This window comes from Allokutzneria sp. NRRL B-24872 (genome assembly GCF_002155965.1).
Lineage (GTDB): Bacteria > Actinomycetota > Actinomycetes > Mycobacteriales > Pseudonocardiaceae > Allokutzneria.
Map to the genome: position 1 here is coordinate 1 of NZ_MUMH01000001.1, position 24,822 is coordinate 24,822.

Below are 24,822 nucleotides of genomic sequence, written 5' to 3' on the forward strand. Positions count from 1 at the left end.
GGGTCCTGGGTCAAGCCGAGGGCTGAGGTGATCGGCATCGTCAGGTACACCTTCGTCTGACCCTGCGGGGTGGGAGTGTCGTTGCCCAACAACAGGTCCCGGGCGACGTCGGAGCGCTTCTGGTCCATCGTCCGGTCGTCCTTGGGCAATGACCTGGCGATGCGGTCGATGTGGTCATAGGCGAGCGCCATATCGTGAGCGGACATCAACAGGCGGAGCAGGGCCATGCCGTCGTCCAGGTTGATCTTCTCCACCATCCGCGCCTTGCGCTTCTCCTTGAACCGGCGTTCGGCGGCGGTGGGGTCGAGGCGGTGGATGAACCGGACCGCGTACTGGCGGGTGGTCGAGTACGGGTTCTTCTCCGCGTGCGCCAGCAACGCCTCCTCCGCCACCGCCGCGTGCACCACCGAGAGAACCCGGAGCAGATCGACGATCATGAGCGCTTTGCCCTCGTCAACTCGGCCTTCGGCCAACGCCCGCAACACTCCCGGGCGAGAGGTCAAGTCCGTCGCCCGGTCAATCAACCGGGCTGCCTTCACTCGCGACACCCGCAGTTCACGCATCAGGATCTCTTCAGAGAATTCCCGGTCACGCGGATCAAGATCGGAAATATAGTCGAGCAGGGTCACGGAAAAGTCAGCTACGGCCTTGCCTATGTCCGTGAACGCTGTTTTGAGAACAACATCAGGGTCCATGCTTCTATTCTACGCCGATAAAATAGACGATCATGGCTCTAAGAGGTGAATTCCCAGGCGCCCGCAACGCCAAAAACGCAACCCCCGACTAACGAAACGCGCGGCTGGAATGGTCGGCTTTACCTGGGGTGCGCGTGCCATACGCTCGTCCGCGTGGGCCGGGATTCATCCCGTGCCCGCCCGGCCAATGACGGCACGCGCAAGGGGCCCCAGGTCAAGCCGACCCCACGCTGGAACCAGCGTGAGCTGGAAGCCCAGCCGTCCCCGCGCCCACATCCCAGCCGTCCCCACGCTGGAAGCCCAACCCAAGCCCGACCCGAACGCACGTTGACGCACCCCAACCATGTCTGCAACTCTTGCCCCGCAACCCGCAAAAACTCGACAACTTCCTGGCAATTTCTAGCAGTCCTTCGCCGCCACCTGTGACCGAACCAGAGTGGGAAGGAACGCGACATGCGTGCGTTACCCCTGCTGGCAGCACTGCTCGCCACGATCGCGGCAGTGCCCCCGCCAGCTCATGCGGCAAGCCAGACCGTCCAACGCGACCTCGGCCGGACGATCTCCATCGGCAAGCTCGTCCTCAAGCTGCCCAACGCCAGACCGACGAGCACGCTCTCCGTCGAGACCAGTCAGGACGGCACGGGCTTCGCCGTCGCGGCGAGGGAAACCGTTCATCCCGTCAAAGACGGCACCGTCACGATCGACCTGCCCGCGACACCCGCGCGCTTCGTGCGCGTGAACGCGAAGGACGCCAAGCTCGGCGACCTCGAAGTGCAGGAAGCTCAGACGAAGGCCCTGACAGCGACCTTCACCGCGAGCAGCACCACGCAGACCTACGCGGCGGGCAACGTCGGCGACGGGGATGCGGCGACGTACTGGGAGAGCGCCAACAACGCCTTCCCGCAATGGGTTCAGGCCGATCTCGGCGCTTCGGTGGCAGTGAACCGGCTGGCGCTGAAACTCCCCTCCGGGTGGGAGCAGCGAACGCAGACCCTGCGCGTTCGCGGCAGCGCCAACGGCACGGACTTCACCGATCTCATGGCCTCGAAGGACTACGTCTTCGGAGAAGCAGCCGTCGAGATCGGCTTCAACGCGGCGACGGTCCGCTACGTGCGGTTGGAGTTCACCGCGAACTCCGACTGGCCCGCCGCGCAGCTGAGCGAGTTCGAGCTGCACGGCCCCGCGACCGGTGACACACAGGCTCCGACGGCGCCGGGCAACCTGACGCACAGTCAGCCAGCACCGGGCCAGATTCGCTTGTCCTGGAACGCTTCCACGGACAACGTCGGCGTGACCGGATACGACGTGTACGCCAACAACACACTGCGCACGAGCGTCACCGCGCTGAGCTACACCGACACGCAGCCCGACAGCGCGACGGTCTCCTACTTCGTCCGCGCGCGTGACGCCGCCGGGAACCAGTCGCCGAACAGCAACACGGTGCAGCGCAACGGAAGTGGCAGCGCGAACCTCGCGCTGGGCAAGCCGATCACCGCCTCATCGGTGATCCACACGTTCGTCGCGACCAATGCCAACGACGACGACATCGCGACTTATTGGGAGGGCAACGCCAACAGTTACCCCACCACGCTGACGACCGCGCTCGGCGCGAACGCGGACCTGTCCTCGGTGGTGCTCAGACTCAACCCGAACTCCGCGTGGTCCCGCCGCACTCAGACCCTCCAGGTACTCGGCCGGGAACAATCTGGGACCGCGTTCACCAGTCTCTCCCCCGCGACCACGCACACCTTCGACCCGGCAACCGGCAACACCGTAACGATCCCGGTCACCGGCCGAGCCGCGGACGTGCAACTGCGCATCACCGCGAACTCCGGCTCAACCGGCGGCCAGGTCGCCGAGTTCCAGGTGTTCGGAACGCCCGCGCCCAACCCGGACCTGACCATCTCGGGTCTGTCGTGGACGCCGAACTCCCCCGTGGAGACCGACGCGGTGAAGCTGACCGCGACCGTGCGCAACACCGGCACAGCCGCGTCCGGCGCGAGCAGCGTGAACTTCTACCTCGGTGACACCAAGGCCGGGACTGCGTCCCTCAACGGACTCGATGCCGGGGCGAGTGCCACGGTGACCGCCGACATCGGCCAGCGCGACGCGGCGGAGTACCAGCTCAGCGCGAAGGTCGACGAGGACAACAAGGTCATCGAGCAGAACGAGGCGAACAACGGCTTCGTCAACCCCGCCAAGCTCGTGGTGACGCCGGTGGCCAGCTCCGACCTGGCCGGCTCGCTGAGCTGGACGCCGAACAACCCGGCGGCGGGCAACCAGGTCACCTTCTCCACGGTGATCCGCAACCAGGGCACGGTGGCCTCGGCGGCGGGCGCGCACGGTGTCACGCTGACGATCTCCGATGCGAGCACCGGCGCCGTGGTGCGCACGCTCACCGGTTCGCACACGGGCGCGATCGCGGCGGGCGCGAGCACTCCGCCGGTGAACCTCGGCACGTGGACGGCGGGCAACGGCAAGTACACGGTGAAGACCGTTGTCGCCGACGACGCGAACGAGCTGCCGGTCAAGCGCGGCAACAACACCAGCTCACAACCGTTCTTCGTCGGCCGCGGTGCGAACATGCCCTACGACATGTACGAGGCCGAGGACGGCGTGGTCGGCGGAGGTGCCGCGGTCGTCGGTCCCAACAGGACGATCGGCGATGTCGCCGGTGAGGCGTCGGGGCGCAGGGCGGTGACGCTGAAGTCCACGGGCAGCTACGTCGAGTGGACCACCAAGGCCAGCACCAACACGCTGGTGACCCGCTTCTCCATCCCGGACGCGGCGGGCGGTGGTGGGATCGACTCCACCCTCAACCTCTACGTGAACGGCGTCTTCCACAAGGCGATCACCCTGACGTCGAAGTACGCGTGGCTCTACGGCGCGGAGGCCAGTCCGGGCAACTCCCCCGGCGCTGGCGGGCCGAGGCACATCTACGACGAGGCGAACGTGATGCTCAACGGCACCGTCGCCGCGGGCAGCAAGATCCGCCTGCAGAAGGACGTCGCGAACACCACGGACTACGCGATCGACTTCGTCAACACCGAACAGGTCAGCCCGGTCGCCAACCCCGACCCCGCAAGGTACGTGGTACCAACTGGTTTCGGGCACCAGGACGTGCAGAACGCGCTCGACAAGTTCCGCATGGACACCACCGGGAACCTCGTCGGCGTGTACCTGCCCGCCGGTGACTACCAGACGGCGAGCAAGTTCCAGGTCTACGGCAAGCCCGTCAAGGTGATCGGCGCCGGTCCCTGGTTCACCCGGTTCCACGCACCGTCCACGCAGGACAACACCGATGTCGGTTTCCACGTGAGCGCGGCGGGGTCCTCGTTCGCGAACTTCGCCTACTTCGGCAACTACACCTCGCGGATCGACGGGCCCGGCAAGGTCTTCGACCTGGCCAACGTCAGCGACGTGGTGATCGACAACATCTGGAACGAGCACATGGTGTGCCTGTACTGGGGCGCCAACACCGATCGCGTCACCATCAAGAACTCCCGTATCCGCAACATGTTCGCCGACGGGGTGAACATGACCAACGGCAGCACGGACAACCTCGTCAGCAACAACGACGCGCGGGCGACCGGTGACGACAGCTTCGCGCTGTTCTCCGCGATCGACGCGGGCGGCTCGGACATGAAGAACAACGTGTACGAGAACCTGTCCTCGACGCTGACCTGGCGCGCCGCCAGCATCGCGGTCTACGGCGGCTACGACAACACCTTCCGCAACATCTACGTCGCGGACACGTTGGTGTACTCCGGGATCACGATCAGTTCGCTGGACTTCGGCTACCCGATGAACGGCTTCGGCCCCGGTCCGACGAAGTTCGAGAACATCTCACTGGTGCGCACCGGGGGGCACTTCTGGGGCGCGCAGACCTTCCCGGCGATCTGGGTGTTCTCGGCGTCGAAGGCCTTCCGCAACATCAGGGTCAGCGATGTGGACATCGTCGACCCGACCTACAGCGGGATCATGTTCCAGACCAAGTACACCGGTTCGCAGCCGGAGAACCCGGTGACGGACACGGTGTTCACCAACGTCTCCATCACGGGGGCGCGCAAGAGCGGTGACGCCTTCGACGCCAAGTCCGGTTTCGGCATCTGGGTCAACGAGATGCCCGAGCCCGGCCAGGGTCCCGCGGTGGGCTCGGCGAGCTTCACCAACCTCCGGATGAGCGGCAACCACCAGGACATCAAGAACACGACGTCGACGTTCACCCTCGACGTCCGCTGAACCAGGTGGAACCCCGTTCCGTTTGGAACGGGGTTCCCCTTTGTCCACCCCGCGAAGGTCAGAGGTCCAGGCGGGGGTGGTTCACAGTGGCGCGAACGCCCGCCGGAGGTGCTCGACGAACGCGCGCGCCGCCGGAGCGGTCGGCCCGTTCGCACGCCAGGCGAACTCCAGGGTGCTGCGCAGCTCCGGCTCGATCGGGATCGCGCGCAACCCGGGCCCGGCCGCGCCCGGCAGGATCGCCACGCCCATCCCGCGCACCGCCAGCTTCTCCAGCATCATCGGTCCGCTGGCCTCGAAGGCGATGCGCGGGACGAGGCCCGCCGCCGCGCACGCTTGGTCGAGGCAGGCGCGCACGCCCGTTCCTCGTGGCAGGCAGATCAGAGCGCGGTCGCGGAGTTCGCCCAGGGTGATCTCCGCGTGCTCCGCGAGCGGGTCTTCCGGCCCGACCGCGGCGACAAGGCGCTCGTCAACCACGACGTGCGTGTTGATGCCTTCCGGCGGCGCACCGGCGAGACCGACCAGCGCCAGGTCGAGCTCACCCGCGCGGACCGCGTCGAGCAGGTCCGCCGAGTTGCCCTCGGTGAGCGTGACCTCGACGCCGGGGTGCGCTTCGTGGAAGTCCGCCATCGCTGACGGCAGGTCCACCGCGCCGCAGGCCGTCACCACGCCGACGTCCACCCTGCCGCGCAGCAGACCTGCCAGTTCCGCCACCGCGAGCTTCGCCCCTGCCACGGCGGCGAGCGCTGCCCTGGCGTGGGGCAGCACCGCCTTTCCAACCTCGGTCAGCCGAACCGTTCGCCCCGACCGGTCCAGCAGCTGCTCACCCAGCTCCCGTTCCAGCCGCCGGATCTGCGCGCTCACCCCGGGCTGGGCGACGTGCTCCCTCGCGGCCGCTTTGGTGAAGTTCGCTTCCTCAGCGACCGCGACGAAGTACTCCAGCTGGCGCAGCTCCATCGCCGCAGGCTAGCGACCAGGGCGGACAATCATGGTTCAGCCGGAGGCAGGGGTACAGCCGGTACCGACGACCACGGCCTGCATGACTTCGTAGACGCCGTCGATCAACGGCAACTGCGTCGCTTGGTGCGGCTGGTGCGGTGGTGCGCAGGCCCTGCCGAACTTCAGGGCGTTGCGGATCTCCAAGATGACGTTCTTACCGTCGGTCGAACAGTTCTTGTAGTACGCGTTCGGGCCCCAGCCCTTGGATTCCGCGACGTAGGACCGCGTGAACCCGCACTCGAGGTTCTCCTTCGGCTGCAACAGCTCCCCGGACGCGGCACCGGCCTGGCCGGGCAGGAAAAAAGCGGCGGAAGCAGCCAAGGCCGCGACTGCGGCGGACATGGCGGTGATCCGTACCGACATCGTTTGCATCTCCCCAGTTGAAGCGATGTGACGCCAACGACAGTGACCCGAAAGCGAAGGAAATCGCAACTCAAGAAATCACGGAAGATGATTCACGATCGCAACGATCTCGGCAGGCAGGAGCATCCAGAGCCCTACTGCACGAGAGGCACATCAAATATCTCTTTCAGTCCTTATTGAAACGTGGAGACAATTCTTCGTCGCGGGTCAGCCGACCCCGCCGCACTGGCCGACGACCTCGACCCACATGACCTCGTAGACGTCGTTGATCATCGGCAGCAGCGATGCCTGGTCCGCCTGGTGCGCAGGGGCGCAGAAGTTGCCCTCGGCTCCGAGGTTGCCGTGCGTCAGCAGGAGGACGGGCTTGCCGTCGCCCGAGCAGTGCTTGTAATGGGGGTAAGGCCCCCAACCCTTGGATTCCGCGACGTAGGACCGCGTGAACCCGCACTCGAGGTTCTCCTTCGGCTGCAACTGCCCCCCGGACGCGGCACCGGCCTGGCCGGGCAGGGCGAGGGCGGAGGCAGCGGCGAGGGCCGCGACCGCGGCGGACATGGCGGTAATCCGTACCGACATCGTTTGCATCTCCCCAGTTGAAGCGATGTGACGCCAACGACAGTGGATGGATCGGGGAGTCGATCGCAACTCAACGGAAACTCAAGAAATCCCGAAAGGGTTTCCACGAACGTGCCGATCACGCAGGTGCGACCAGGCGAGACGCCGTTACACCTGATGCGTATCGAATATCTCATTCAGGCCTGCGTGAAACGTCGAGACAGCACTTCGCCGCGGCCACCTCGGAGGAGCTCACCCCTCGGCGACCGCGGCGAAGTGCCCAGTCGAAAGCTTTATCGCAGGAGGCTCATCGACCGGAAGCTGGAAGGCCTCACGAAGCGGGAGAGCACCCGAAACTGACAACCGAGGCGTGCATGGGCTCGTAGAAGCCACCGATCAGCGGCAGCTGCGATGCCTCGTGGGCCTGATGCGCCCGGGAGCAGAAGTAACCGTCCTTGATGGTGTTGTGCAGCTTCAAGTAGACGGAGTTGCCGTCGTGCGAGCAGTGCTTGTAGTGGGCAGCATTGGGCCAGCCCCTGTCCCTCGCGGTGTAGGACGGGGTGAACCCGCAGTCGAGGTTCTGGCGCATCTGGCCAACCTCTCCGGTCGCGGCAACGGCCTGACCAGGCAGGATGAGGGCAGCGGAGGCGGCAAGGGCACCAGCGGCGGCCAGAACGGCACTCAGACGTAACGACATCGTTTGCATCTCCTTGGAAGAAACAATGTGACGCCAATGACACTGGACTGGTCAGAGTCCTGACCGCAACTCAAAACTAAATCAAGAAAACGCGAGTTATTTTTCGGATTCAATGAGATCCTGCAGGCAGGGACCCCCGAAGCAGCATTGCCCTCGCGCCTCCCCCCATGCCTCATTCAAGCCTGCTTGAAACACGAAGACATCACTCACCCCTTATCCGCATTCTGCGCGGATGCGACTGATCTCGTGGGCGCCCGGCTCGACACCACCTCGGGTCGATGAGGCAAATGGACTCAGCGCACATTGCGGAAACAACGTGATCCTGCCGGGCACCGGCGATGATTCCGGTCGCCACCTCTGATCCACTGAAAGGCAAAAACAATGGTCAAGCACTCCGCCGCGATGCGATTACTCCCGGCCGCCCTGGCATGCGCGCTCCTCGGTGTCACACCGAGCGCCAACGCCGCAGCCACCGCTTACGTCGACTGTCCTGGCGATGTCTACGCCTGCCTCTACGACGGCCCCAACGGCACGGGTGCCAGGCTCGACATCAGGACGTGCGGGCAGCGCGTGGAACTGCGTCGCGACTGGTGGGACAAGATCGAATCCGCCCGGATCGTTCACGCTTCGAACGTCACGCTCTGGTCCTACTACCCCAACGGTGCCGGAGGAAGCGAACTGGTGCTTCGAGGCACTCGCGGAACGGATGTCAACGCGTACGCCGGGAACATGGCGGACATCATCGACTGCCGATAACCACCATTTCCCGGAATCGGCCGGGCACTCTCTCTAATGCCACGAAAGGCAACACACATGCTCAAGCTCTCCGCACGTTCCGCCGGACTGCGGCTGCTCCCGGCCGCTGTCGCGTGCGCGATCCTCGGTCTCGCGCCGAGCGCTGGCGCCGAAGGCTCTTACGAGTGCTCCGGCAGTGCTGTCGCCTGCCTTTACGAGGGAGCCGACGGTACCGGCGCCAGGCATGAGATCACCAGGTGCGACCAGTACGCGGACCTGCCGCGGGAGTGGTGGGACCGGGTCGACTCCGCCCGTGTCACCACTGCCGGGAGGATCATCCTCTTTTCCTACTACGCCAGCGGCGGGAAGGAAGTGGTGCTCGAGGCCGGACGCGGCCAGTACGTGAACGCGCTCGCCGCGAACAAGGCCGACAGCTTCCAGTGCCACTCCTGATAACCAACGCTTCTCACTGCCAGACCAACTAGATCTTGGACTTCTGGTCGTGCGGCTCGCAGGCTGGGTGCATGGAGATCACCCCGGACCACCCCGCCTACGACGCCGAGCGCGCGGGCTTCCAGACCGCCTTCGAGCACCGGCCCGCCGTGATCATCGCCGCGACCAGCGCGGAGGACGTGCGCGCGGCGGTGGAGCTGGCCGCCGAACGCCACTTGACGGTTGCCGTCAAGGCCACCGGACATGGGCGGGAAGGCAGCGCGGAGGGCCACCTGCTGATCTCCACGAGCCGGATGACCGGAGTGCGGGTCGACGCGGAACGGCGTACCGCACGGGTCGAAGCGGGCGCGCAGTGGCGGCACGTGATCGAGGCGGCGGCGCCGCACGGGCTGGCCCCGCTGAGCGGCAGCGCACCCGAGGTCGGCGTGGTCGGTTACACGCTCGGTGGCGGACTTGGTTTGCTGGCAAGGGAATTCGGCTTCGCGGCGGACCACGTGCGAACCGTGGACGTGGCAACGCCGGATGCGCGGCTGGTGCGGGTCACCGCTGACAGCGACCCGGACCTGTTCTGGGCGTTGCGCGGCGGGCGGGACGGATTCGGCGTGGTGACTGCCATTGAGGTCGACCTGGTGCCGGTGAGCACGATCTACGGCGGCGGGCTGTACTTCGACCTCGAACGCGTGCCGGACGCAGTGAACGGTTACCTCGCTTGGACGGCAACGGTTCCGGAGCGGCTGACGTCCTCGGTGGGCGTGTACTTCGCGCCGGACCTGCCGATGTTCCCGGAGCCGTTGCGCGGGCGCTCCATCGCGCACGTCCGGATCGCCTGCACCGGCGAGGACGGCGACGAGTTGGTGGCGCCGCTACGGGCACTCGGACCCCGCGTGATCGACAAGCTCGGTGAGATGCCGTTCGCGGACGCGGGGTCGATCTACGACGACCCGACCCACCCGCACAGCTACCTCGGCGACAACGCGCTGCTCACGGAGCTGACCGAGCACGCGCTGCGCGACGTGCTGGCGCTGGCCGATCAGTACATTGTGGACATTCGCCACCTCGGCGGGGCGCTCTCCCGCGAGCCGGAGGTGCCGAACGCGGTCGGGCACCGGGCTGCGCAGTACGTCCTGCGGGTGATCTCGCCGTTCGACGGCGGCGATCCCACGAGTGTCCACACAGGACAACGGAAGGTGCTCGACGCCGTGAACGAATGGACGATCGGTCGCTCGTTGAACTTCGTGTACGGCAGCACCGACGCCGAAGCGGGCTCGTTCGAGCCGGGCGACCTGCTCCGCCTGCGCGAGCTCCGCAATCGGGTTGCGTGATCGACAGCCCTCGGGGAGCCTGCGGGCATGGCGACGTTCGACGAGCTGGTGGCGGAGGGCGACGCGGTCCCGCTCGACGGCTGGGACTTCTCCTGGTTCGAGGGCAGGGCGACCGAGGAGCGGCCGTCCTGGGGCTACGCCAAGCTGATCGGCCAACGATCATCCACTGTGGACTCGATGCTGGACGTGCAGACCGGCGGCGGCGAGGTGCTGGCGAGCATTCCACGCGCCCCTGCCGCGCTGGCGGCGACCGAGTCGTGGCCGCCGAACCTCGCCGTCGCCCGCCGCAACCTGGAACCCTTGGGCGGCAAGGTCTTCGAAGCTCCGGATGAGGGGCCGCTGCCGTTCCCCGACGCCTCGTTCGAGCTGGTCGTGAGCAGGCTGCCCACGGTCACGATCTGGCCGGAGATCGCCCGCGTGCTGCGCCCCGGCGGCAGCTACCTCTCGCAGCAGGTCGGCGCGGGCACGAACCGCGAGCTGACCGACTTCATGATGGGGCCGCAGCCGGTCAGCCAGCTCAGGAGCACCGACCGGGCCAGGGCGGAGGCCGAGGCGGCCGGGCTCGTGGTGACCGACCTGCGGCACGAATCGCTGCGCGTGGAGTTCTTCGACGTCGGCGCGGTGGTGCACTTCCTGCGCAAGGTGCTCTGGACGGTTCCCGGGTTCACCGTCGAGGGCTACCGCGACCGGCTCTCGGCGATGCACGAGCACATCGCCGAGCACGGCTCGTTCCTGGCCCACTCGCAGCGATTCCTGATCGAGGCCCGCCGCGAGGCTTGACCTCAACCTGAGTTGAGTTCCTACCGTCGCCCTCGACCGAGGAGGACGACATGACAGCAGTTCTGGTGACCGGCGCGACGGGGACGGTGGGACGCCACCTCGTCCGCCAGCTCATCGACGCCGGGCACGAGGTCCGCGCGCTGACGAGGAACCCGGCCAACGCCACCGCGGCCCTGCCGCCGGAGGCGAAGGTGTTCACGGGCGATCTCGCCGCCCCGGCGGGCTTGGCAGAAGCACTGGACGGTGTGACCGCGGTGCACCTGACTCCCTTCGAGGGCAACGCCTCGGAGCTAGTGGACGCCATCGTCCGCGCTGGCGCACGACGGGTCACGGTGATGTGGGCGGGCTTCTCCGGTGCCATGGAGGAGGCAGTGCGCTCCAGCGGCATGGACTGGACCTTCATCCAACCGATGGAGTTCATGTCGAACATGGCGGAGTGGGCCGAATCCGTGCGCCTGGAAGGCGTCGCACGCGAGGTCTACCCGCAGGTGCGCAACGCTTCCGTGCACCCGGCGGACATCGCGGCCGTCACCGCGCGGGCGCTGACCGAGGACGGCCACGCGGGCAAGGCGTACGACCTGACCGGGCCAGAAGCGCTGACCGTGCCGGAGAAGGTGGCCGTGCTCAGCGCCGCGCTCGGCAAGCAGATCCGCTTCGTCGAGCTGCCCGAGGCCGAAGCCCGGGATCGCATGCGCGCCAAGGGGGTCGCGGAGGAGGACATCGACTTCGTGCTCGGCTGGCACGCCAACCCACCGAAGGAGGCCTACACCGTCACCCCGGTCATCGAGGAGGTCACCGGCCGACCGGCGCGCACGTTCGCGCAGTGGGCGGCGGAGAACGCCGACGCCTTCAGGTGATGCGCAGCTCCGACACGTAGCGGTGGCCCTGCGCGTCCCGCGCCCACGCGTGCTCGGGCCCCGGCAGCGCCTCGGTGATCGTCACCGCGGTGCCGTGGTCCGAGCACGCCCGCAGCGCCGTGCACAGGACGGCGGTGAAGATCGGGCTGGTGAAGTCCACGTACAGCGGCTTGGCGTCGGCGGCGAGCGTGACGAAGACCCGCTCCGGCAGCCCCAGTTCGGCCCGCCACCGCCGCGCGGCGAAGTACCGCCCCTTCGGACCGACGACCTCGGCGAGGCCGCACTCCGCGATCGTGGTGTGCCAGGCCGCGCGACGCGTCACCACGCGGCCCACGGTGGCGCGCGGCGTGTGCGAACCGCTGGCGGCCGGGGACACGGGCGCATTGAGTACCGCCAGGTACTCGCCCGCGTTCAGCTCGTCAAGGCTCGCGGCGCACAGGTGCACGCCGATCCCGTCGCGGCGACCGGCCGCCTCGAAAGCGGGCTCCAGTTCCTCCAGGAACGCGGTACCGAAGACGAGGGTGCTGTCCTCGGACGCGAGCACCCGGCCCGGGCCCCGCTGGAACTGGACGGCGTACCTGACGGCACCGAGTTCCGTTTTCGCGCAGTAGCGCTGCCAGTACTTCGCGGCCAACTCGGCGTCCCTGCGGAAGGCGCGGTTGCGCGGGCCGTCCGCGCCGGAGTCGACGAGGTTGCCGAGCGCGCGGTCGAGCATCGCGTCATCGCCACCGACCGCCTCGCGGAACCCGGGGTCCACCGCGACCTGGTGCACCGCCACCGACGAGGTCAGCGCGGCCTCCTCGTACGCGGCGTCGGCCAGCTCCTCGCTGACCTGCCCCGCGAGGTGGCCGTCGACCACTAACGCCTGCTCAGGGCTGGCGAAGGCGTGGAGCCCGTCGACCGGGAACGCCGCGGTCAGCAGTGACGCGGTCAGATCAGCGCGGGGCTCGACGGCGGTCATTCGGCCAGTAGATCCACACGGGCAACCGCTGTCCACCGTTTCGACGCTCGCCGAAACAGTCCTTCGATGCTCCACAATGGACGGTTTCACCGACCGCCCCTCACCTCGCCCTTCCCGCGGCGACGCGGCGCATCGGGTCGGGCAGGGTGGCGACCAGCTCGACCGAGCCGGAGGAGGCCGCGACGGGCCTGTTCGCCACCGGCTCGCACGCGGCCACCAGGGACATGCCCAGCGCGGTCGCGGTGTGCCGGACCTTGCGGCCGGCGCGCGCAGTCATGATCAGTCCGGCGTTGCGCAACGCGGTCGCGTGCTCGGAGGCTGAGGACAGGCTGACGCCCGCGTACTGGGCCAGCTCCGTGGTGCCGCGCGGCTGCACCGAGGCGCGCAGCACCTCCGCGCGGCTGGCGCCGAGCACCACCGACAGCACGTCCTGGCTGGTCTTGCTGGAGCGCACGGGCGCGGGCGCGGCCGGGTAGACCACGGTCGGCACGTCACCGGGAGCGGCGGGCAGCACCACGGGGTGGGTCATCAGCAGCGACGGCGCGAACCTCAGCCCGCCCTCGACGGTGAGCAGCCGCTCGACCGGCGAGTCCACCTCCAGGATCTGGTCGCGGTGGCGCACCGTGCCGGGCAGCGTGGAGAGCACCTCGGCGAGCCCCATCCGCAGCAGCACGTGCCCGCGCTGCGCGAGGTCGGACTGCACCGCGGACTCGATCTCCCGCCAGCGGGCGTCGACCAGCGTGCGGTAGGCGGCGTTGAGCGCGGCGAGCAGCGCGGCCCTGGCGCGCGGACAGCCGGCGGCCAGCTCGCGCACCCACGGCGCGGCGGGCTCACCGGCGAACACCGCGAGCAGGTCGGCTCGAATCCTGGACGGCGGGCAGGACCCGATCTCCGCGAGCGCGGCACTGATGTCCTGGCGCGCGGACAGCAGGAAGCCGGGAACTTCACCGCGCGCCGTGAAAAGGTCGAAAAGGGGCATGGCTACAGCGGGCAAACTCCACTCGTAGAGCGCCTTGTCAGAATTCCTGGCAATTCTACGAAGACGGTGAAGAGCGCCAATAACCTCGACCATGGGCAGCGGGCCAGCGGAAAAGCTGACCGACTGCAGCGTCCGCGCGCTCAGTCGAAGTCGAAGCATCAGGTCCACCTCAAGCTAGAAGAATGGTCGGCAACGGTAGTGAACCAGGGCGACATACATAACAAATACAATGAAAACAATGGTAATGTGAATGATTTTTCAGGCAGGCGGGGGCGCGTTTCCCGGTAAGCGCTTTCCCAAACCACGTAGCCCGTTGTGGCCGAAGCATCACCCGTTCGCCGCAACGGGTGGTGACGCCAGGTTTGGATGATCGCGGCCTCGGTCACCCCTCGGAACACGACAGAACCTCAAGGAGGACCAAGCGTGATTACTCTCGGAGTCATCCTCTTATTGGTCGGCTTCCTGGCCAGCATCCCGATCCTGTGGCAGATCGGGATCGCGCTGCTGGTCGTCGGCCTGGTGCTGGCGGTGCTCGGCGGGGCCGGGCGGCGCGTGGGCGGCCGGGCGCACTGGTTCTGACTCAGGGAAACGACCGACTGTCGGGGGCGCGTGGCACCATCCGCTGAATGGACGGGCTGCGCGAACTCACTCCCCTGGTCCTCGGGGCGCTCGTGCGCCGCTACGGGCACTTCGACCTGGCCGAGGACGCGGTACAGGAGGCGTTGCTCGCCGCGGCCACGCAGTGGCCCGGTGAGGGCGTCCCGGACAACCCCCGGGGTTGGCTGATCACGGTGGCCTCGCGGCGCCTGACCGACCTGCTGCGGCAGGAAGAGGCGCGCAGGCGACGCGAGGCCACCGTGGCCGCGCTCGAAGAACCCCTCGTGCCGGACGAGGTCCCGGACGAGGACGACACCCTGGAACTGCTGGCGCTGTGCTGCCACCCGTCGCTGACGGAGACCTCGCAGGTGGCGCTGACGCTGCGCGCCGTCGGCGGGCTGAGCACGGCGGAGATCGCGCACGCGTTCCTGGTTCCGGAAACCACGATGGCGCAACGGATCAGCCGCGCCAAGCAGCGGGTGCGGGGCGCGGCGTTCACGGCGCCGGAGGACATCGGGCCGGTGCTCGGCGTGCTCTACCTGATCTTCACCGAAGGGCACACCGCCTCCAGCGGCGACCGGGTCAGCCGCGCCGATCTCACCTCGGAGGCGATCCGACTGACCCGCGCGCTGCACGGCCGACTGCCGGAGGACGGCGAGGTGACCGGCCTGCTGGCGCTGATGCTGCTCGCCGAGGCGCGGCGGGTTGCGCGCACGCGCGTCGACGGCGCGCTGGTCCCACTGGCCGAGCAGAACCGCTTGCTGTGGGACCGCTCGCTCATCGCCGAGGGCACCGCGCTCATCACACAATCCTTGCAGGACAACGTGATCGGGCCGTACCAGGTACAGGCCGCGATCGCCGCCGTGCACGCGGAGGCCCCCGGCACCGAGGACACCGACTGGCCGCAGATCGCCGTGCTCTACGGGCTGTTGGCCGATCTCACGGACAACCCGATGATCACCCTCAACCGCGCGGTGGCCGTCGCGATGGTCGACGGAGCGCGAGCCGGGCTGGAGCTGCTGGCCCCGTTGGACGAGGACCCGAGGATCGCGCGGCACCACCGGCTCAGCGCGGTGCGCGGGCACCTGCTGGAGCAGGCGGGCGAGCACGAGGCCGCGCTCGCCCGCTACCGCAGGGCCGCAGAACTCACCGAGAGCGAGCCGGAACGCCGCTACCTCGACGAGCAGGTCGCTCGGCTCACTGGAGAACCGACAGCACGTTCCCGGCCGGATCGGTGAACCACGCGATCAGCGGGCCGTCGCCGCCGCGCACGATGCCCTTCTCGTCCATCGGAGCGCCCTCGTAGCGCAGGAAGCTCACGCCGCGCGCGGTCAGCTCGTCCACCGCCGCGTCGATGTCGGAGACCGGGAAGTTCAGCACCGTGAACTCGGCGGGCACGTGCTTGTCCTTGGGGTAGACCAGGACGCGGGCGCCGTCGACGTGCAGCAGGAGCATGCCGTTCTCCTCGCCGACCTTCAGGCCGAGCACCTCGGAGTAGAACGCCTTCGCGGCCGGGATGTCGTCCACCGAGAAGCCGCTGAACGGGGCGGCGCTGTGCAGGGCGCGCGGCTGCTTGAGGCCGCGGTGGATCAGGTACTCCTCGCCCATCTCGATGATCTGGACGTAGTTGCCGTCCGGGTCGATCAGCGTGCCGAACAGCCCGGGGCCGCGATCTTCCAAGCGCGCCAACCACTCCACGCCCAGCTCGTCGAGGTGGGCGGCGACCCCGCGCGCGTCCTCCACGTGGAAGTTGAGGACCACGCGACCCGGCTCGGCGGTCCCGGCCGCGACGTCGTCCCTGCCGTCGATGAGCAGCGAGACGCCGCCGTAGTCGATGAAGCCGTCGTCGCGGGGCTCGCAGCGAAACGCCGCGCGGTACCAGTCGCGCAGGCGCTTCGGGTCGGCACTGCCGAGCAGGATGCTGCCGAGAGCGGTCATGACGTCCTCCTTGGGTCGGTTCACCCGGGACGTCGAAGCCACCTCGACCCGCTCGACATGCCCATCACGTGACCTGGGTCACAGGATTCCCTCGAAGAGGAGGTCGAGCATCCGCGCCGCGTCTGCCGCCCCCGTCGTCTCGTTCACCCAGGCCACGGCCGTCGCGAGGCGAATCAGCTCGGTGGCGGTGAGGTCCGCGCGCGCTTTGCCCAGCCCCTGAGCTCGCGCGAGGAGTTCGGCGGCGGCGCGCTCGACGGCGTGACAGCGGGTGCCGAGCGGGCCCTCGCCGTGCTCAGCGGCCCGCATGAAGCTCGCGGCCAAGCCCCGGTTGCGCGTGATGTGCTCGACGAGCGCGTCGACCCACCGCCTGAGGAAGTCCTCCGGCTCGGCGCGCGGCAGGTCGGCGGCCAGCTCCGCCAAGCCGTCGAGGCTCTGCCCCACGACCTCGGCCAGCAGCGCCTCCTTGTTCGGGAAGTGCCGCCAGAGCGTGCCCGGCCCGACCCCGGCCCGCCGCGCCACGTCGTTCATCGCCGCCGCGTCGGCCCCGACCTCGTCGAACAGCTCGCGCGCCGCCTCGACCAGGCGTGCCCGGTTGCGGCGCGCGTCAGTGCGTCCGGTCACGTGCCCCCTTCCCCTCTTGCGCAAAACGGAGTCCCGCTCCGTATTATCCGGAGTACCACTCCGATTCTACGAGGGAGCCCGCCATGAGCACCATTCCGTCCCCGATCGGCACTCTCGGCCTGTGGGTGCCCGGCATCGACCTGCGCCCACCCGCCGAGTCCGCCGCGCTCGCCGCCGAGATCGAATCGCTCGGTTACGGCGCGCTGTGGCTGAGCGAAGGGCTCGTCCGCGACCCGTTCCTGGAGGCCGCGACCCTGCTCAACGCCACCAGCACGCTCGTGGTCGGCACCGGCATCGCGGTGATCTGGGGCCGCCACCCCCGCTCGGTCCGCGCCCAGACCCGCGCGCTCACCGACGCGCACCCGAACCGGTTCGTGCTCGGGCTGGGCACCTCGCACCGGCTCGTGGTCGAGGACGTGCTCGGCCTGCGCTACGAACGCCCGCTCGCCGAGATGCGCTCACACCTCGACCGGCTCGACGAACCCGATCCGCTCATCGACCTCATCGGACTGGAGCACTCGTCGGCGACCGCGCCGCGCGTGCTGGCGGCGTTGGGCCCCAAGGCGATCGCGCTCGCCCGCGACCGCTCCGACGGCGCCTTCTCCTACCTCGTCACACCCGAGCACACCGCCGAGGCGCGCGCGATCCTCGGCCCCGACAGCACGCTCATCGTCGAGCAGGCCGTGGTCGCCGGCGTCGCCGAGGACGAGGCGCGCTCCAGGGCTCGCGGGCACATCGCGTCCTACCTCGCCGCCAAGCCCTACCGCGAGAGCTGGCAGCGACTCGGCTTCACCGACGCCGACTTCGCCGACGGCGGCAGCGACCGCCTGGTCGACGCGCTCGTGGCACTGGGCGACTCCGCGATCACCGAGCGCGTGGCCGCGCACCTCGCCGCGGGCGCGGACCACGTGTGCCTGCAAGCCCTGCCCGCCGGGCTCACCACCGCACCCGTCGACCAGTGGCGCCACCTCGCCGGGCTCCTCCTGCCCGCCCGGGTGTGACCGCCTTCGACCAGCGGGGTTCGGTCAGCCCCGTTCGATGAGGTGGCCGACGACGTCCGGGCCGGGGTGCGGGGACCCGGAACCGTCGCGGCGCGGGTCCGGCTCGGGCAGGTCGACCGCCGAACCGTTCTCCGACGCCGCGGCCGGTCGCGGACCGACCCACGCCAGGAACAACGCCTTCTCCCCCTTGAGGAAGCGGTGCGAACGGACCCCGCCCGTCGCCCGCCCCTTCGCCGGGTACTCGGCGAAGGGCGTCACCTTCACGCTCTGCCCGGTGGCCGTGACCACCATCGGCTCACCGTGCTCGTCGTCGGTGGTGCTCACCGCGCCGAAGAACACCACGTGCGCGTCCTCGGCCAGGTTGATCCCGGCCATGCCACCGCCCTTGACACCCTGCGGGCGGACCAGCGACGCCGAGTACCGCAACAGCGAGGAGTCCGAGGACACGAAGGTCAACGTCTCCTCCCCGTCGACCAGCCAGCTCGCGCCGACCACCTCGTCGCCGTCCTTCAACGCGATGATCTCGAACTCGTCCGAGCGCACGGGCCACTCCGGCGCGCACACCTTCACCACGCCCTGCCGCGTGCCGACCGCCAGACCCGGTGAGCCCTCGCTGCGCTCGCCGAGCGGGGCGATCCCGATGACCTTCTCGCCCTTCTCCAACGGCACCAGTTCCCGCGAGGCCATGCCGCCGCTGAGCGAGACCGTGCCGACCTGCTCCGGCAGCACCGGCAACGGCAGCACCTCGATCTTGTAGGCCCGGCCCCGGTTGGTCACCAGCAGCACCTGCCCGCGCGCCGTGGTGTGCACGACCGAGGACACCGCGTCGTGCTTCACCCGGCCCTTGCGCCTGCGCGCCTCCGACGCTTCCTCGGACTCCGCCGCCGTCCTGGCCACCAGACCGGTCGCGGACAGGATCACCTGGCACGGGTCGTCGGCCACCTCCAGCGGCCCGGACTCCCGCGAGGCCGCCAGCACCTCCTTGAGGTCGCCGTCGATCAGCGAGGTGTGCCGCTCGGTCGCCAGCTCGCGCGCGACCTTGGCCAGCTCCGCCGACACCAGCTTCTTGAGCACCGCGTCGTTGTCCAGGATGCGCGAGAGGTCGGCGATGTCGGCGCGCAGCCGGTTCTGCTCGGTCTCCAGCTCGACCTTGTCGTACTTGGTCAACCGGCGCAGCGGCGTGTCCAGGATGTAGCTCGCCTGGATCTCGGAGAGCTTGAAGCGCCGCATCAGGCCGTCCTTGGCCTCCTGCGCGTTCTCGCTGCCGCGGATCAGCTTGATCACCTTGTCGATGTCCAGCAGCGCCGCCAGCAGGCCCTCGACCAGGTGCAGCCGCTCCTCGCGCTTGCGCTTGCGGAAGGAGGTCCGCCGCCGCACCACGTCGTAGCGGTGGTCGAGGAAGACCTCCAGCAAACCCTTGAGCCCCAACGTCTGCGGCTGCCCGTCCACCAGCACCAGGTTGTTGATGCCGAAGGACTGCTCCAGCGGCGTCAACCGGTACAGGTCGGTCAGCAGCGCCTGCGGGTTCACCCCGACCTTGCACTCGATCACCAGCCGGGTGCCGTTCTCCCGGTCGGTCAGGTCCTTGACGTCGGCGATCCCGGTGAGCCGCTTGGACTTGTTCACCTCGTCGGTGATCTTCTCGATGATCTTCTCCGGCCCGACGCCGTAGGGCAGCTCGGTCACCGTGATCGCCTGCCGCCCCCGGCTGCCCTCCAGCGGCCCGGTCTCCGCCTTGGCGCGCATCCGCACCACGCCGCGCCCGGTCTCGTACGCCCTGCGCACCTCGTCCAGCCCGAGCAGCATCCCGCCCGTCGGCAGGTCCGGCCCCGGGATGAACTCCATCAGCTTGTCCAGCGAGGCGTCCGGGTTCGAGATCAGCCAGCGCGCCGCCGCGATCACCTCGCCGAGGTTGTGCGGGATCATGTTGGTGGCCATGCCCACCGCGATCCCCGACGTGCCGTTGACCAGCAGGTTCGGGAAGGCCGCAGGCAGCACGGTCGGCTCGCTCAGCGACCCGTCGTAGTTCGGCCGGAAGTCGACGGTGTCCTCGCCGAGTTCCCCGACGAGCAGCATCGCCTCCTGCGACATCCGTGCTTCGGTGTACCTGCTCGCGGCCGGTCCATCGTCTGGGCTACCAAAGTTTCCATGCCCGTCGATGAGCGGCGTATTCAGGGAAAAGTCCTGAGCAAGGCGCACCATCGCGTCATAAATAGCGGTGTCGCCGTGAGGATGATACTTGCCCATGCAGTTGTGAACCACCTGGCCCTCAACGACGAACGCGTGTTCGTCGGTGCCGACCTGGATGTCGTAGGTGACGTCCGGAGCGACCGCCTCCACCGATTCCACGGCGTGCCAGGACGCCACCACCTCACCATCCACAGAGGACACATCGTCGCTCTTCGCCCAGCGCGTCAGCGCGGGTGCGAGCGAACGTCCGCTGACCGCGAGGTCAAAACCCTTGCGGCGCACGGGCACGCCGAGGTCGGCCAGTATGGAGTACACCTGACGCAGCAGACGTTCACTGACCCCGGCGAACACGACCTCGCCGTCCGCCCAATACCCGAAACCGTCGAAAAGCCCTGCCAGGAAAGGAATCCAGGCCGATCGGTCACCGAGCACCGACGCCGGGACGGCCCGCTCCGCGCTCGCCGCCGACAGGAGGCCGTCGTGCCGATCGAAGGTGAGGACGTGCTGATCGCGCTGATCGGAGGTCTCAGCCTCGCGCTTGTCCCGCGACACGGTCAGTTCGTTGGCGATCGCCCAACCGTGCAGCACGTCGATCGGCGCCGTGTCGCACATCTCGACCCGAACCGCGCCATCTGCGACAAAGCCCTTGGCGACGATCAGACCGAGCACGTAGCCGTACGGGTCACCGTTGTCACCGCGCAGTTCCACGGTCCTGGCCGCCTCGAAACCCACTGTGCGGCGGCCAACGAGGTCACGTGCCTCGGTCCACTCCACTGTCACATCGTCGACAACCGTGCGGAAGCGTTGCCCCGGCGTCACCAGCATGGTGTGCCCGTTGGACCAGGTGACGCGGACCAGCTCCGAGACCGGGTTCTCGTAGACCTCGGTGACCGGGACCGGCACACCGCGACCGTCCAGCACGTGCTCGCCGATCTCGATGTCCTCGATGGGCCGCAGCCCCTCGGGCGTGGACACCAGCGCGCCCTTGACGAAGCAGTCGCCGACAACGCGCGAGGACTTCACGTAGGCGTGCGTCGGCCGATATCCCTGCTCGTTCATCGAGAAGAGGATGCGGCGGTGCACCGGCTTGAGGCCGTCCCGCGCGTCGGGCAGGGCGCGGGCGTGGATGACCGAGTAGGCGTACTCCAGGTACGAGTCCTCGATCTCGGTCTTCACCGGGTTGTCGAAGACCTGCGCGCCCGCCCTGTCGAAGGCGGTGGGGTCGACCTTGGTGGTGGGGCCCTTGCGGCGTGCCATGACTCAGCGCTCTCCGTGGTCTGTGGTTCTGGGGTCAGGCGTCGTGTCTGCTCAGGCGTCGATGGCCGCGCGGTCCACGCGGGCGGCGGACTCGACCAGCCACGCGCGCCGCGGTTCGACCTTCTCGCCCATCAGCAGCTCCAGCGCCTGTTCGGCGGCGTCCACGTCGTCCAGCGTGATCCGCCGGACGGAGCGGGTCGCCGGGTTCATCGTGGTGTCCCACAGCTCGTCGGCGTCCATCTCACCGAGGCCCTTGAACCGGGGCACCGGCGTGACGACCTGCTTGCCCGACTTCTCCAGCTTGGCGACGGTGGTCTCCATCTCGCGCTGGGTGAAGGTGAAGATCGTCTGCGAGTTGCGGCCCTTCGTGGTGATCTTGTGAAGGGGTGGCATGGCCGCGAACAGCCTGCCGTCGGAGATCACCGGCCGCATGTACTTGGCGAACAACGTGATCAGCAGGGTCCGGATGTGCGAGCCGTCGACGTCGGCGTCGGCCATCAGGATCACCCTGCCGTAGCGCATCTGCGCCAGGTCGAAGGTGCGCCCGCTGCCCGCGCCGAGCACCTGCACGATGGAGGAGATCTCCGCGTTGCGCAGCGTGTCGCCGAGATTGGCCTTCTGCACGTTGAGGATCTTGCCGCGCAGGGGCAGAAGTGCTTGGTACTCCGAGACTCTGGCCATGCGCGCGCTGTTGTGGACGAAGACACCGGCTTCGAGCGCGAAGTTGTGGTAGTCGTCGACGGTCAGGTCGTAGACGTCGGCCGTCTCGGCGAGGGGTTCGACGGAGACCACGCGGTGGTTGGCCAGGGACACGGCCTCCCGGAGCCGCGCGTAGTCACCCTCGTAGTGAGCGAGCAACCGGTCGAACCGAAGACCGGTCTTCGCGGTGCGCGCCCGCTCGGCGTCGTAGGCGGCGGCGAGGTCCGCGTCCGGCAGGCCGACGAAGGCGGAAAGACGACGGAGAGCGGCGAGGCGACGGCCGTCGACCTGCTGCGCGACGCGCTCTTCGCGCGGCACCGACGCCACGTACTGCGCCCGGCCCGCCTGGATCTTCGAGAGGTGGCCGGTGCCGCGGTCGGCCATGCGCTGCTTCATCAGCGCGGAGTGCCGCACACCGAACTCGGGGTGCTTCTTGTGCCAGTCGGTGACTGCGTTGCGCTGACGCTCGCGCTCTGCCGGGTCCTGGAACTGGGCCGTGGTGGTCGCGGAGCGCCATGCCAGCAGCTCCGGGTCGTTCCACTGCTCGCGGGACCGAGCGCTCCACTCAGCCCGCCGCTCTGGGTCCGCGAAGAACGCGCGAACGCGCTCGGCAGCGGCGGCACGGTGTTCCGGCTGCGCCCAGTAGTTCGCCTGCCGCTCGCGCATGCGCTCGGCGTAGGCGGCGCGCTCGGAATCGCTCAGCGCGGAGTACCAGTCCTGGAAACCCTGCTCGATGCGCTGCCGGAAGGCCGGATCGCTGTTGAGCGCTGCGAGACGCGCGAGGCAGGCCTGGCGGAAGTCGGGGTCCTGCCACTGCCTGGACAGCATGGCGGACTTGAACTCCAGCCCGCCGTTGGCCAGCCACTCCCGGTAGCCCGCGTGGACGTGCTCGCCCATCATCGCGGCATGCAGGGCGGCGTGGTCCGCCCACGTCATCCGTCGCAGGTTGCGCGGGTCGTTGTTGCGCTTGTTGACGTCGACGTGGTGCCGGACAGTGCCGTTGTCGGCGCTGTCCAGCCCGTGGCGCAGGTTGTAGGCGTCCGCGAGGTAGTGCGTGTAGACCCACTCCTGGCGGTCGTTCATCCAGACCCGCTCGTACCCGTCGAGCTTGTCGCCGGCCGCCTTCGAGGAAAGCGCGCGGTACAAGGGCATCAGCGAGTCGTCGGGGGCGAGAGCGTCGGCGCGGCGGTAGGAACCGTCGCGCAGGCGGAAGAGGTGGTCGGGGGTGCACCGCACCGACTCGCCGTTGTCGAGCGCGACGCGGACGAGCGGGGCCGCCTTCTTGGTGAGCCGTGGTTCCACCAGCGGGGCGACGACCACACGACCGGCCTTGTTGGTGGTGTAGCCGAAGTGCGTGACACCTCGCGCCCAGTCGTCGGCCAGGTCAGCGAAGGACCGGCTCTGCCCGGAGGCCAGCGCGACCATCGTGTCGCCGGTAAAACAACCCAGGGCGCTGTCGCCCTCCACGAGGAACAGCTCGCTCCGCGACACACCCGTGGTGCGGCAGTCGACGAGTTTCGGGGGCATCGCGGCGCCTTCGAGGGCGGTCTTGCGGCGCGCGGCGTCCTTCTGCTGCTTCTGGGTGAGGCGGACGCGGGCGGCGTCGACGATCTTCTGCAGGACCGTCTTGGCCTCGGTCTTGGTCTTCTTGTCCTCGGTCCAGGACTTGATGTAGCGCTCGATGACGCCCTGGATGACCTTGGTGATGCCCGCGGTGGACAGCTCGTCCTTGGTCTGCGAGGTGAACTGCGGTTCGGGCAGGCGGACGTGGATCACGGCGGTCATGCCCTCGAGCACGTCGTCCAGGGTCGGCGGGTCCTCCTTGGCCTTGAGCAGCCCGCGCGTCTTGGAAATGGCCTCCTGCAAGGACTTCACGGCCGCGCGCTCGAAGCCCTTGCGGTGGGTTCCGCCGTGCACGTTGCGGATGGTGTTGGTGAAGCACTCGACGGTGCGCTCGTAGCCGGTGCCCCAGCGGAAGGCGACCTCGACCTCGGCGTGACGCTCCACTTTGGACCGCATGACGCCGTTCTCGTCGGCGGCGTTCTCGAAGTAGGTGCCGGTGCCGTTGACGATGAGGGTGCCGGAGACGGAGCGGTCGCCGCCGGGGGCGAGGAAGTCGACCATGTCCGAGAGGCCGTTGGGGAAGTGGAACTTCTCCTCCTCGATGCCCCCCTCGGTGGCGTTGCGCAGCACGTAGGTGACGCCGGGGACGAGGAAGGCGGTGTTGCGCAGCTTGGCGCGCACGGCTTCGACGTCCAGCGCGGCGCCGTTCTCGAAGTAGCGGGCGTCGTACCAGTAGCGGCTGGAGGTGCCGGTGCGCTCGCCGCGCTTCATCTTGCCGGTGACGACGAGGCCGGACTGCTTGGTGAACTTGGCCTTGGGGCCGGGGCCGTCGAAGACGCCGGGGACGCCGCGCGCGAAGGAGATCTGGTGGACCTTGCCGTCGCGCTTGACGGTGATGTCGAAGCGGTGGGACAGCGCGTTGACGGCGGAGGCGCCGACGCCGTGCAGGCCGCCGGAGGTCTTGTAGCCGGAGCCGCCGAACTTGCCGCCCGCGTGCAGCCTGGTCATGACCAGTTCGACGCCGGAGAGGCCGGAGCGTGCGTGGGTTCCGGTGGGGATGCCCCGGCCGTCGTCGTCGACCTGGACGCTGCCGTCGGCGTGCAGGGTGACCACGACCTTGCTGGCGTGCCCCGCGATGCCCTCGTCGGTGGAGTTGTCGACGATCTCGTTGAAGAGGTGGTTGATGCCGCGGCTGTCGGTGGAGCCGATGTACATGCCGGGTCGCTTGCGGACCGCCTCGAGACCTTCGAGGTGCGTCAGGTCGTCGGCCCCGTACAGGGTCTCGGCAGTCACAGGGTCGCTCTCCCGGGTCATGGCGTGGACT

Annotated in this window: 20 protein-coding genes; 9 read left to right on the forward strand and 11 right to left on the reverse strand. The window is 68.6% G+C overall.

Annotated features, from left to right (window positions below; all coding sequences use genetic code 11):
• On the reverse strand, positions 1-695 hold a 695-nt coding region (locus CCN37_RS38780), incomplete at its 3' end, for a DUF222 domain-containing protein (protein ID WP_143261320.1).
• A 453-nt stretch (positions 696-1,148) separates the two neighbouring features.
• On the opposite strand from CCN37_RS38780, the gene CCN37_RS00010 reads away from it, so the two are divergent.
• Positions 1,149-4,937, forward strand: coding sequence for a discoidin domain-containing protein (locus CCN37_RS00010; RefSeq protein ID WP_086818501.1), 3,789 nt, complete (start codon positions 1,149-1,151; stop codon positions 4,935-4,937).
• 81 nt (positions 4,938-5,018) lie between these two features.
• Here the strand turns inward: CCN37_RS00010 and CCN37_RS00015 are convergent, their stop codons facing one another.
• The 4 genes from CCN37_RS00015 to CCN37_RS00030 all read right to left on the reverse strand — a co-directional run bounded on the left by CCN37_RS00015 (position 5,019) and on the right by CCN37_RS00030 (position 7,545).
• Positions 5,019-5,891 carry a LysR family transcriptional regulator gene (locus CCN37_RS00015; RefSeq protein ID WP_086818502.1) on the reverse strand — a complete coding sequence of 291 codons (873 nt, stop codon included), beginning with the start codon at positions 5,889-5,891 and terminating at the stop codon, positions 5,019-5,021.
• Positions 5,892-5,927: 36 nt separating this feature from the next.
• On the reverse strand, positions 5,928-6,275 hold the full coding sequence (locus CCN37_RS00020) for a hypothetical protein (protein ID WP_143261322.1): 348 nt from the start codon (positions 6,273-6,275) through the stop codon (positions 5,928-5,930).
• A gap of 228 nt (positions 6,276-6,503) precedes the next feature.
• Positions 6,504-6,869: a hypothetical protein gene (locus tag CCN37_RS00025; RefSeq protein ID WP_143261323.1), complete on the reverse strand. Its 366-nt coding sequence runs from the start codon at positions 6,867-6,869 to the stop codon at positions 6,504-6,506.
• Positions 6,870-7,179: 310 nt separating this feature from the next.
• Positions 7,180-7,545 carry a hypothetical protein gene (locus CCN37_RS00030; protein ID WP_143261325.1) on the reverse strand — a complete coding sequence of 122 codons (366 nt, stop codon included), beginning with the start codon at positions 7,543-7,545 and terminating at the stop codon, positions 7,180-7,182.
• Between the two features lie 381 nt (positions 7,546-7,926).
• On the opposite strand from CCN37_RS00030, the gene CCN37_RS00035 reads away from it, so the two are divergent.
• From CCN37_RS00035 to CCN37_RS00055, 5 genes are all read left to right on the forward strand, one after another.
• Positions 7,927-8,301 (forward strand): peptidase inhibitor family I36 protein, encoded by a 375-nt coding sequence (locus CCN37_RS00035; protein WP_086818506.1) that lies wholly within the window; start codon positions 7,927-7,929, stop codon positions 8,299-8,301.
• 57 nt (positions 8,302-8,358) lie between these two features.
• Positions 8,359-8,733 carry a hypothetical protein gene (locus tag CCN37_RS00040; RefSeq protein WP_086818507.1) on the forward strand — a complete coding sequence of 125 codons (375 nt, stop codon included), beginning with the start codon at positions 8,359-8,361 and terminating at the stop codon, positions 8,731-8,733.
• A gap of 71 nt (positions 8,734-8,804) precedes the next feature.
• On the forward strand, positions 8,805-10,055 hold the full coding sequence (locus tag CCN37_RS00045; protein ID WP_086818508.1) for an FAD-binding oxidoreductase: 1,251 nt from the start codon (positions 8,805-8,807) through the stop codon (positions 10,053-10,055).
• A 27-nt stretch (positions 10,056-10,082) separates the two neighbouring features.
• The gene (locus CCN37_RS00050; protein WP_086818509.1) at positions 10,083-10,835 is read left to right on the forward strand and encodes a class I SAM-dependent methyltransferase; all 753 of its coding nucleotides are present in this window, start codon (positions 10,083-10,085) and stop codon (positions 10,833-10,835) included.
• Between the two features lie 50 nt (positions 10,836-10,885).
• Positions 10,886-11,692: an NAD(P)H-binding protein gene (locus CCN37_RS00055; protein ID WP_086818510.1), complete on the forward strand. Its 807-nt coding sequence runs from the start codon at positions 10,886-10,888 to the stop codon at positions 11,690-11,692.
• Here the strand turns inward: CCN37_RS00055 and CCN37_RS00060 are convergent.
• Both CCN37_RS00060 and CCN37_RS00065 read right to left on the reverse strand, forming a co-directional pair.
• On the reverse strand, positions 11,685-12,653 hold the full coding sequence (locus tag CCN37_RS00060) for a hypothetical protein (RefSeq protein WP_086818511.1): 969 nt from the start codon (positions 12,651-12,653) through the stop codon (positions 11,685-11,687). The genes CCN37_RS00055 and CCN37_RS00060 overlap by 8 nt on opposite strands.
• Positions 12,654-12,753: 100 nt before the next feature.
• Positions 12,754-13,632: a winged helix-turn-helix domain-containing protein gene (locus tag CCN37_RS00065; protein WP_086818512.1), complete on the reverse strand. Its 879-nt coding sequence runs from the start codon at positions 13,630-13,632 to the stop codon at positions 12,754-12,756.
• 423 nt (positions 13,633-14,055) lie between these two features.
• Here CCN37_RS00065 and CCN37_RS39550 point away from each other — a divergent pair, with 423 nt between their 5' ends.
• Complete coding sequence (locus tag CCN37_RS39550) at positions 14,056-14,211, forward strand: DUF6131 family protein (RefSeq protein ID WP_086818513.1); 156 nt, start codon at positions 14,056-14,058, stop codon at positions 14,209-14,211.
• Positions 14,212-14,258: 47 nt separating this feature from the next.
• Positions 14,259-15,467, forward strand: a complete 1,209-nt coding sequence (locus tag CCN37_RS00075; protein ID WP_086818514.1) for an RNA polymerase sigma factor — start codon at positions 14,259-14,261, stop codon at positions 15,465-15,467.
• On the opposite strand, the gene CCN37_RS41280 is transcribed toward CCN37_RS00075, so the two are convergent.
• Positions 15,427-16,167 carry a VOC family protein gene (locus CCN37_RS41280; protein WP_086818551.1) on the reverse strand — a complete coding sequence of 247 codons (741 nt, stop codon included), beginning with the start codon at positions 16,165-16,167 and terminating at the stop codon, positions 15,427-15,429. The genes CCN37_RS00075 and CCN37_RS41280 overlap by 41 nt on opposite strands.
• 78 nt (positions 16,168-16,245) lie before the next feature.
• On the reverse strand, positions 16,246-16,788 hold the full coding sequence (locus tag CCN37_RS00085; RefSeq protein WP_210407804.1) for a TetR/AcrR family transcriptional regulator: 543 nt from the start codon (positions 16,786-16,788) through the stop codon (positions 16,246-16,248).
• Between the two features lie 83 nt (positions 16,789-16,871).
• On the opposite strand from CCN37_RS00085, the gene CCN37_RS00090 reads away from it, so the two are divergent.
• Entirely contained in the window at positions 16,872-17,789 is a 918-nt protein-coding gene (locus tag CCN37_RS00090; protein ID WP_086818516.1) for a TIGR03620 family F420-dependent LLM class oxidoreductase, read from the forward strand.
• A gap of 24 nt (positions 17,790-17,813) precedes the next feature.
• Here CCN37_RS00090 and CCN37_RS00095 read toward each other — a convergent pair whose 3' ends face one another.
• Positions 17,814-21,236 carry a DNA topoisomerase (ATP-hydrolyzing) gene (locus CCN37_RS00095; RefSeq protein ID WP_086818517.1) on the reverse strand — a complete coding sequence of 1,141 codons (3,423 nt, stop codon included), beginning with the start codon at positions 21,234-21,236 and terminating at the stop codon, positions 17,814-17,816.
• 51 nt (positions 21,237-21,287) lie between these two features.
• The gene (locus CCN37_RS00100; RefSeq protein ID WP_086818518.1) at positions 21,288-24,791 is read right to left on the reverse strand and encodes an ATP-binding protein; all 3,504 of its coding nucleotides are present in this window, start codon (positions 24,789-24,791) and stop codon (positions 21,288-21,290) included.
• Positions 24,792-24,822 lie beyond the last annotated feature (31 nt).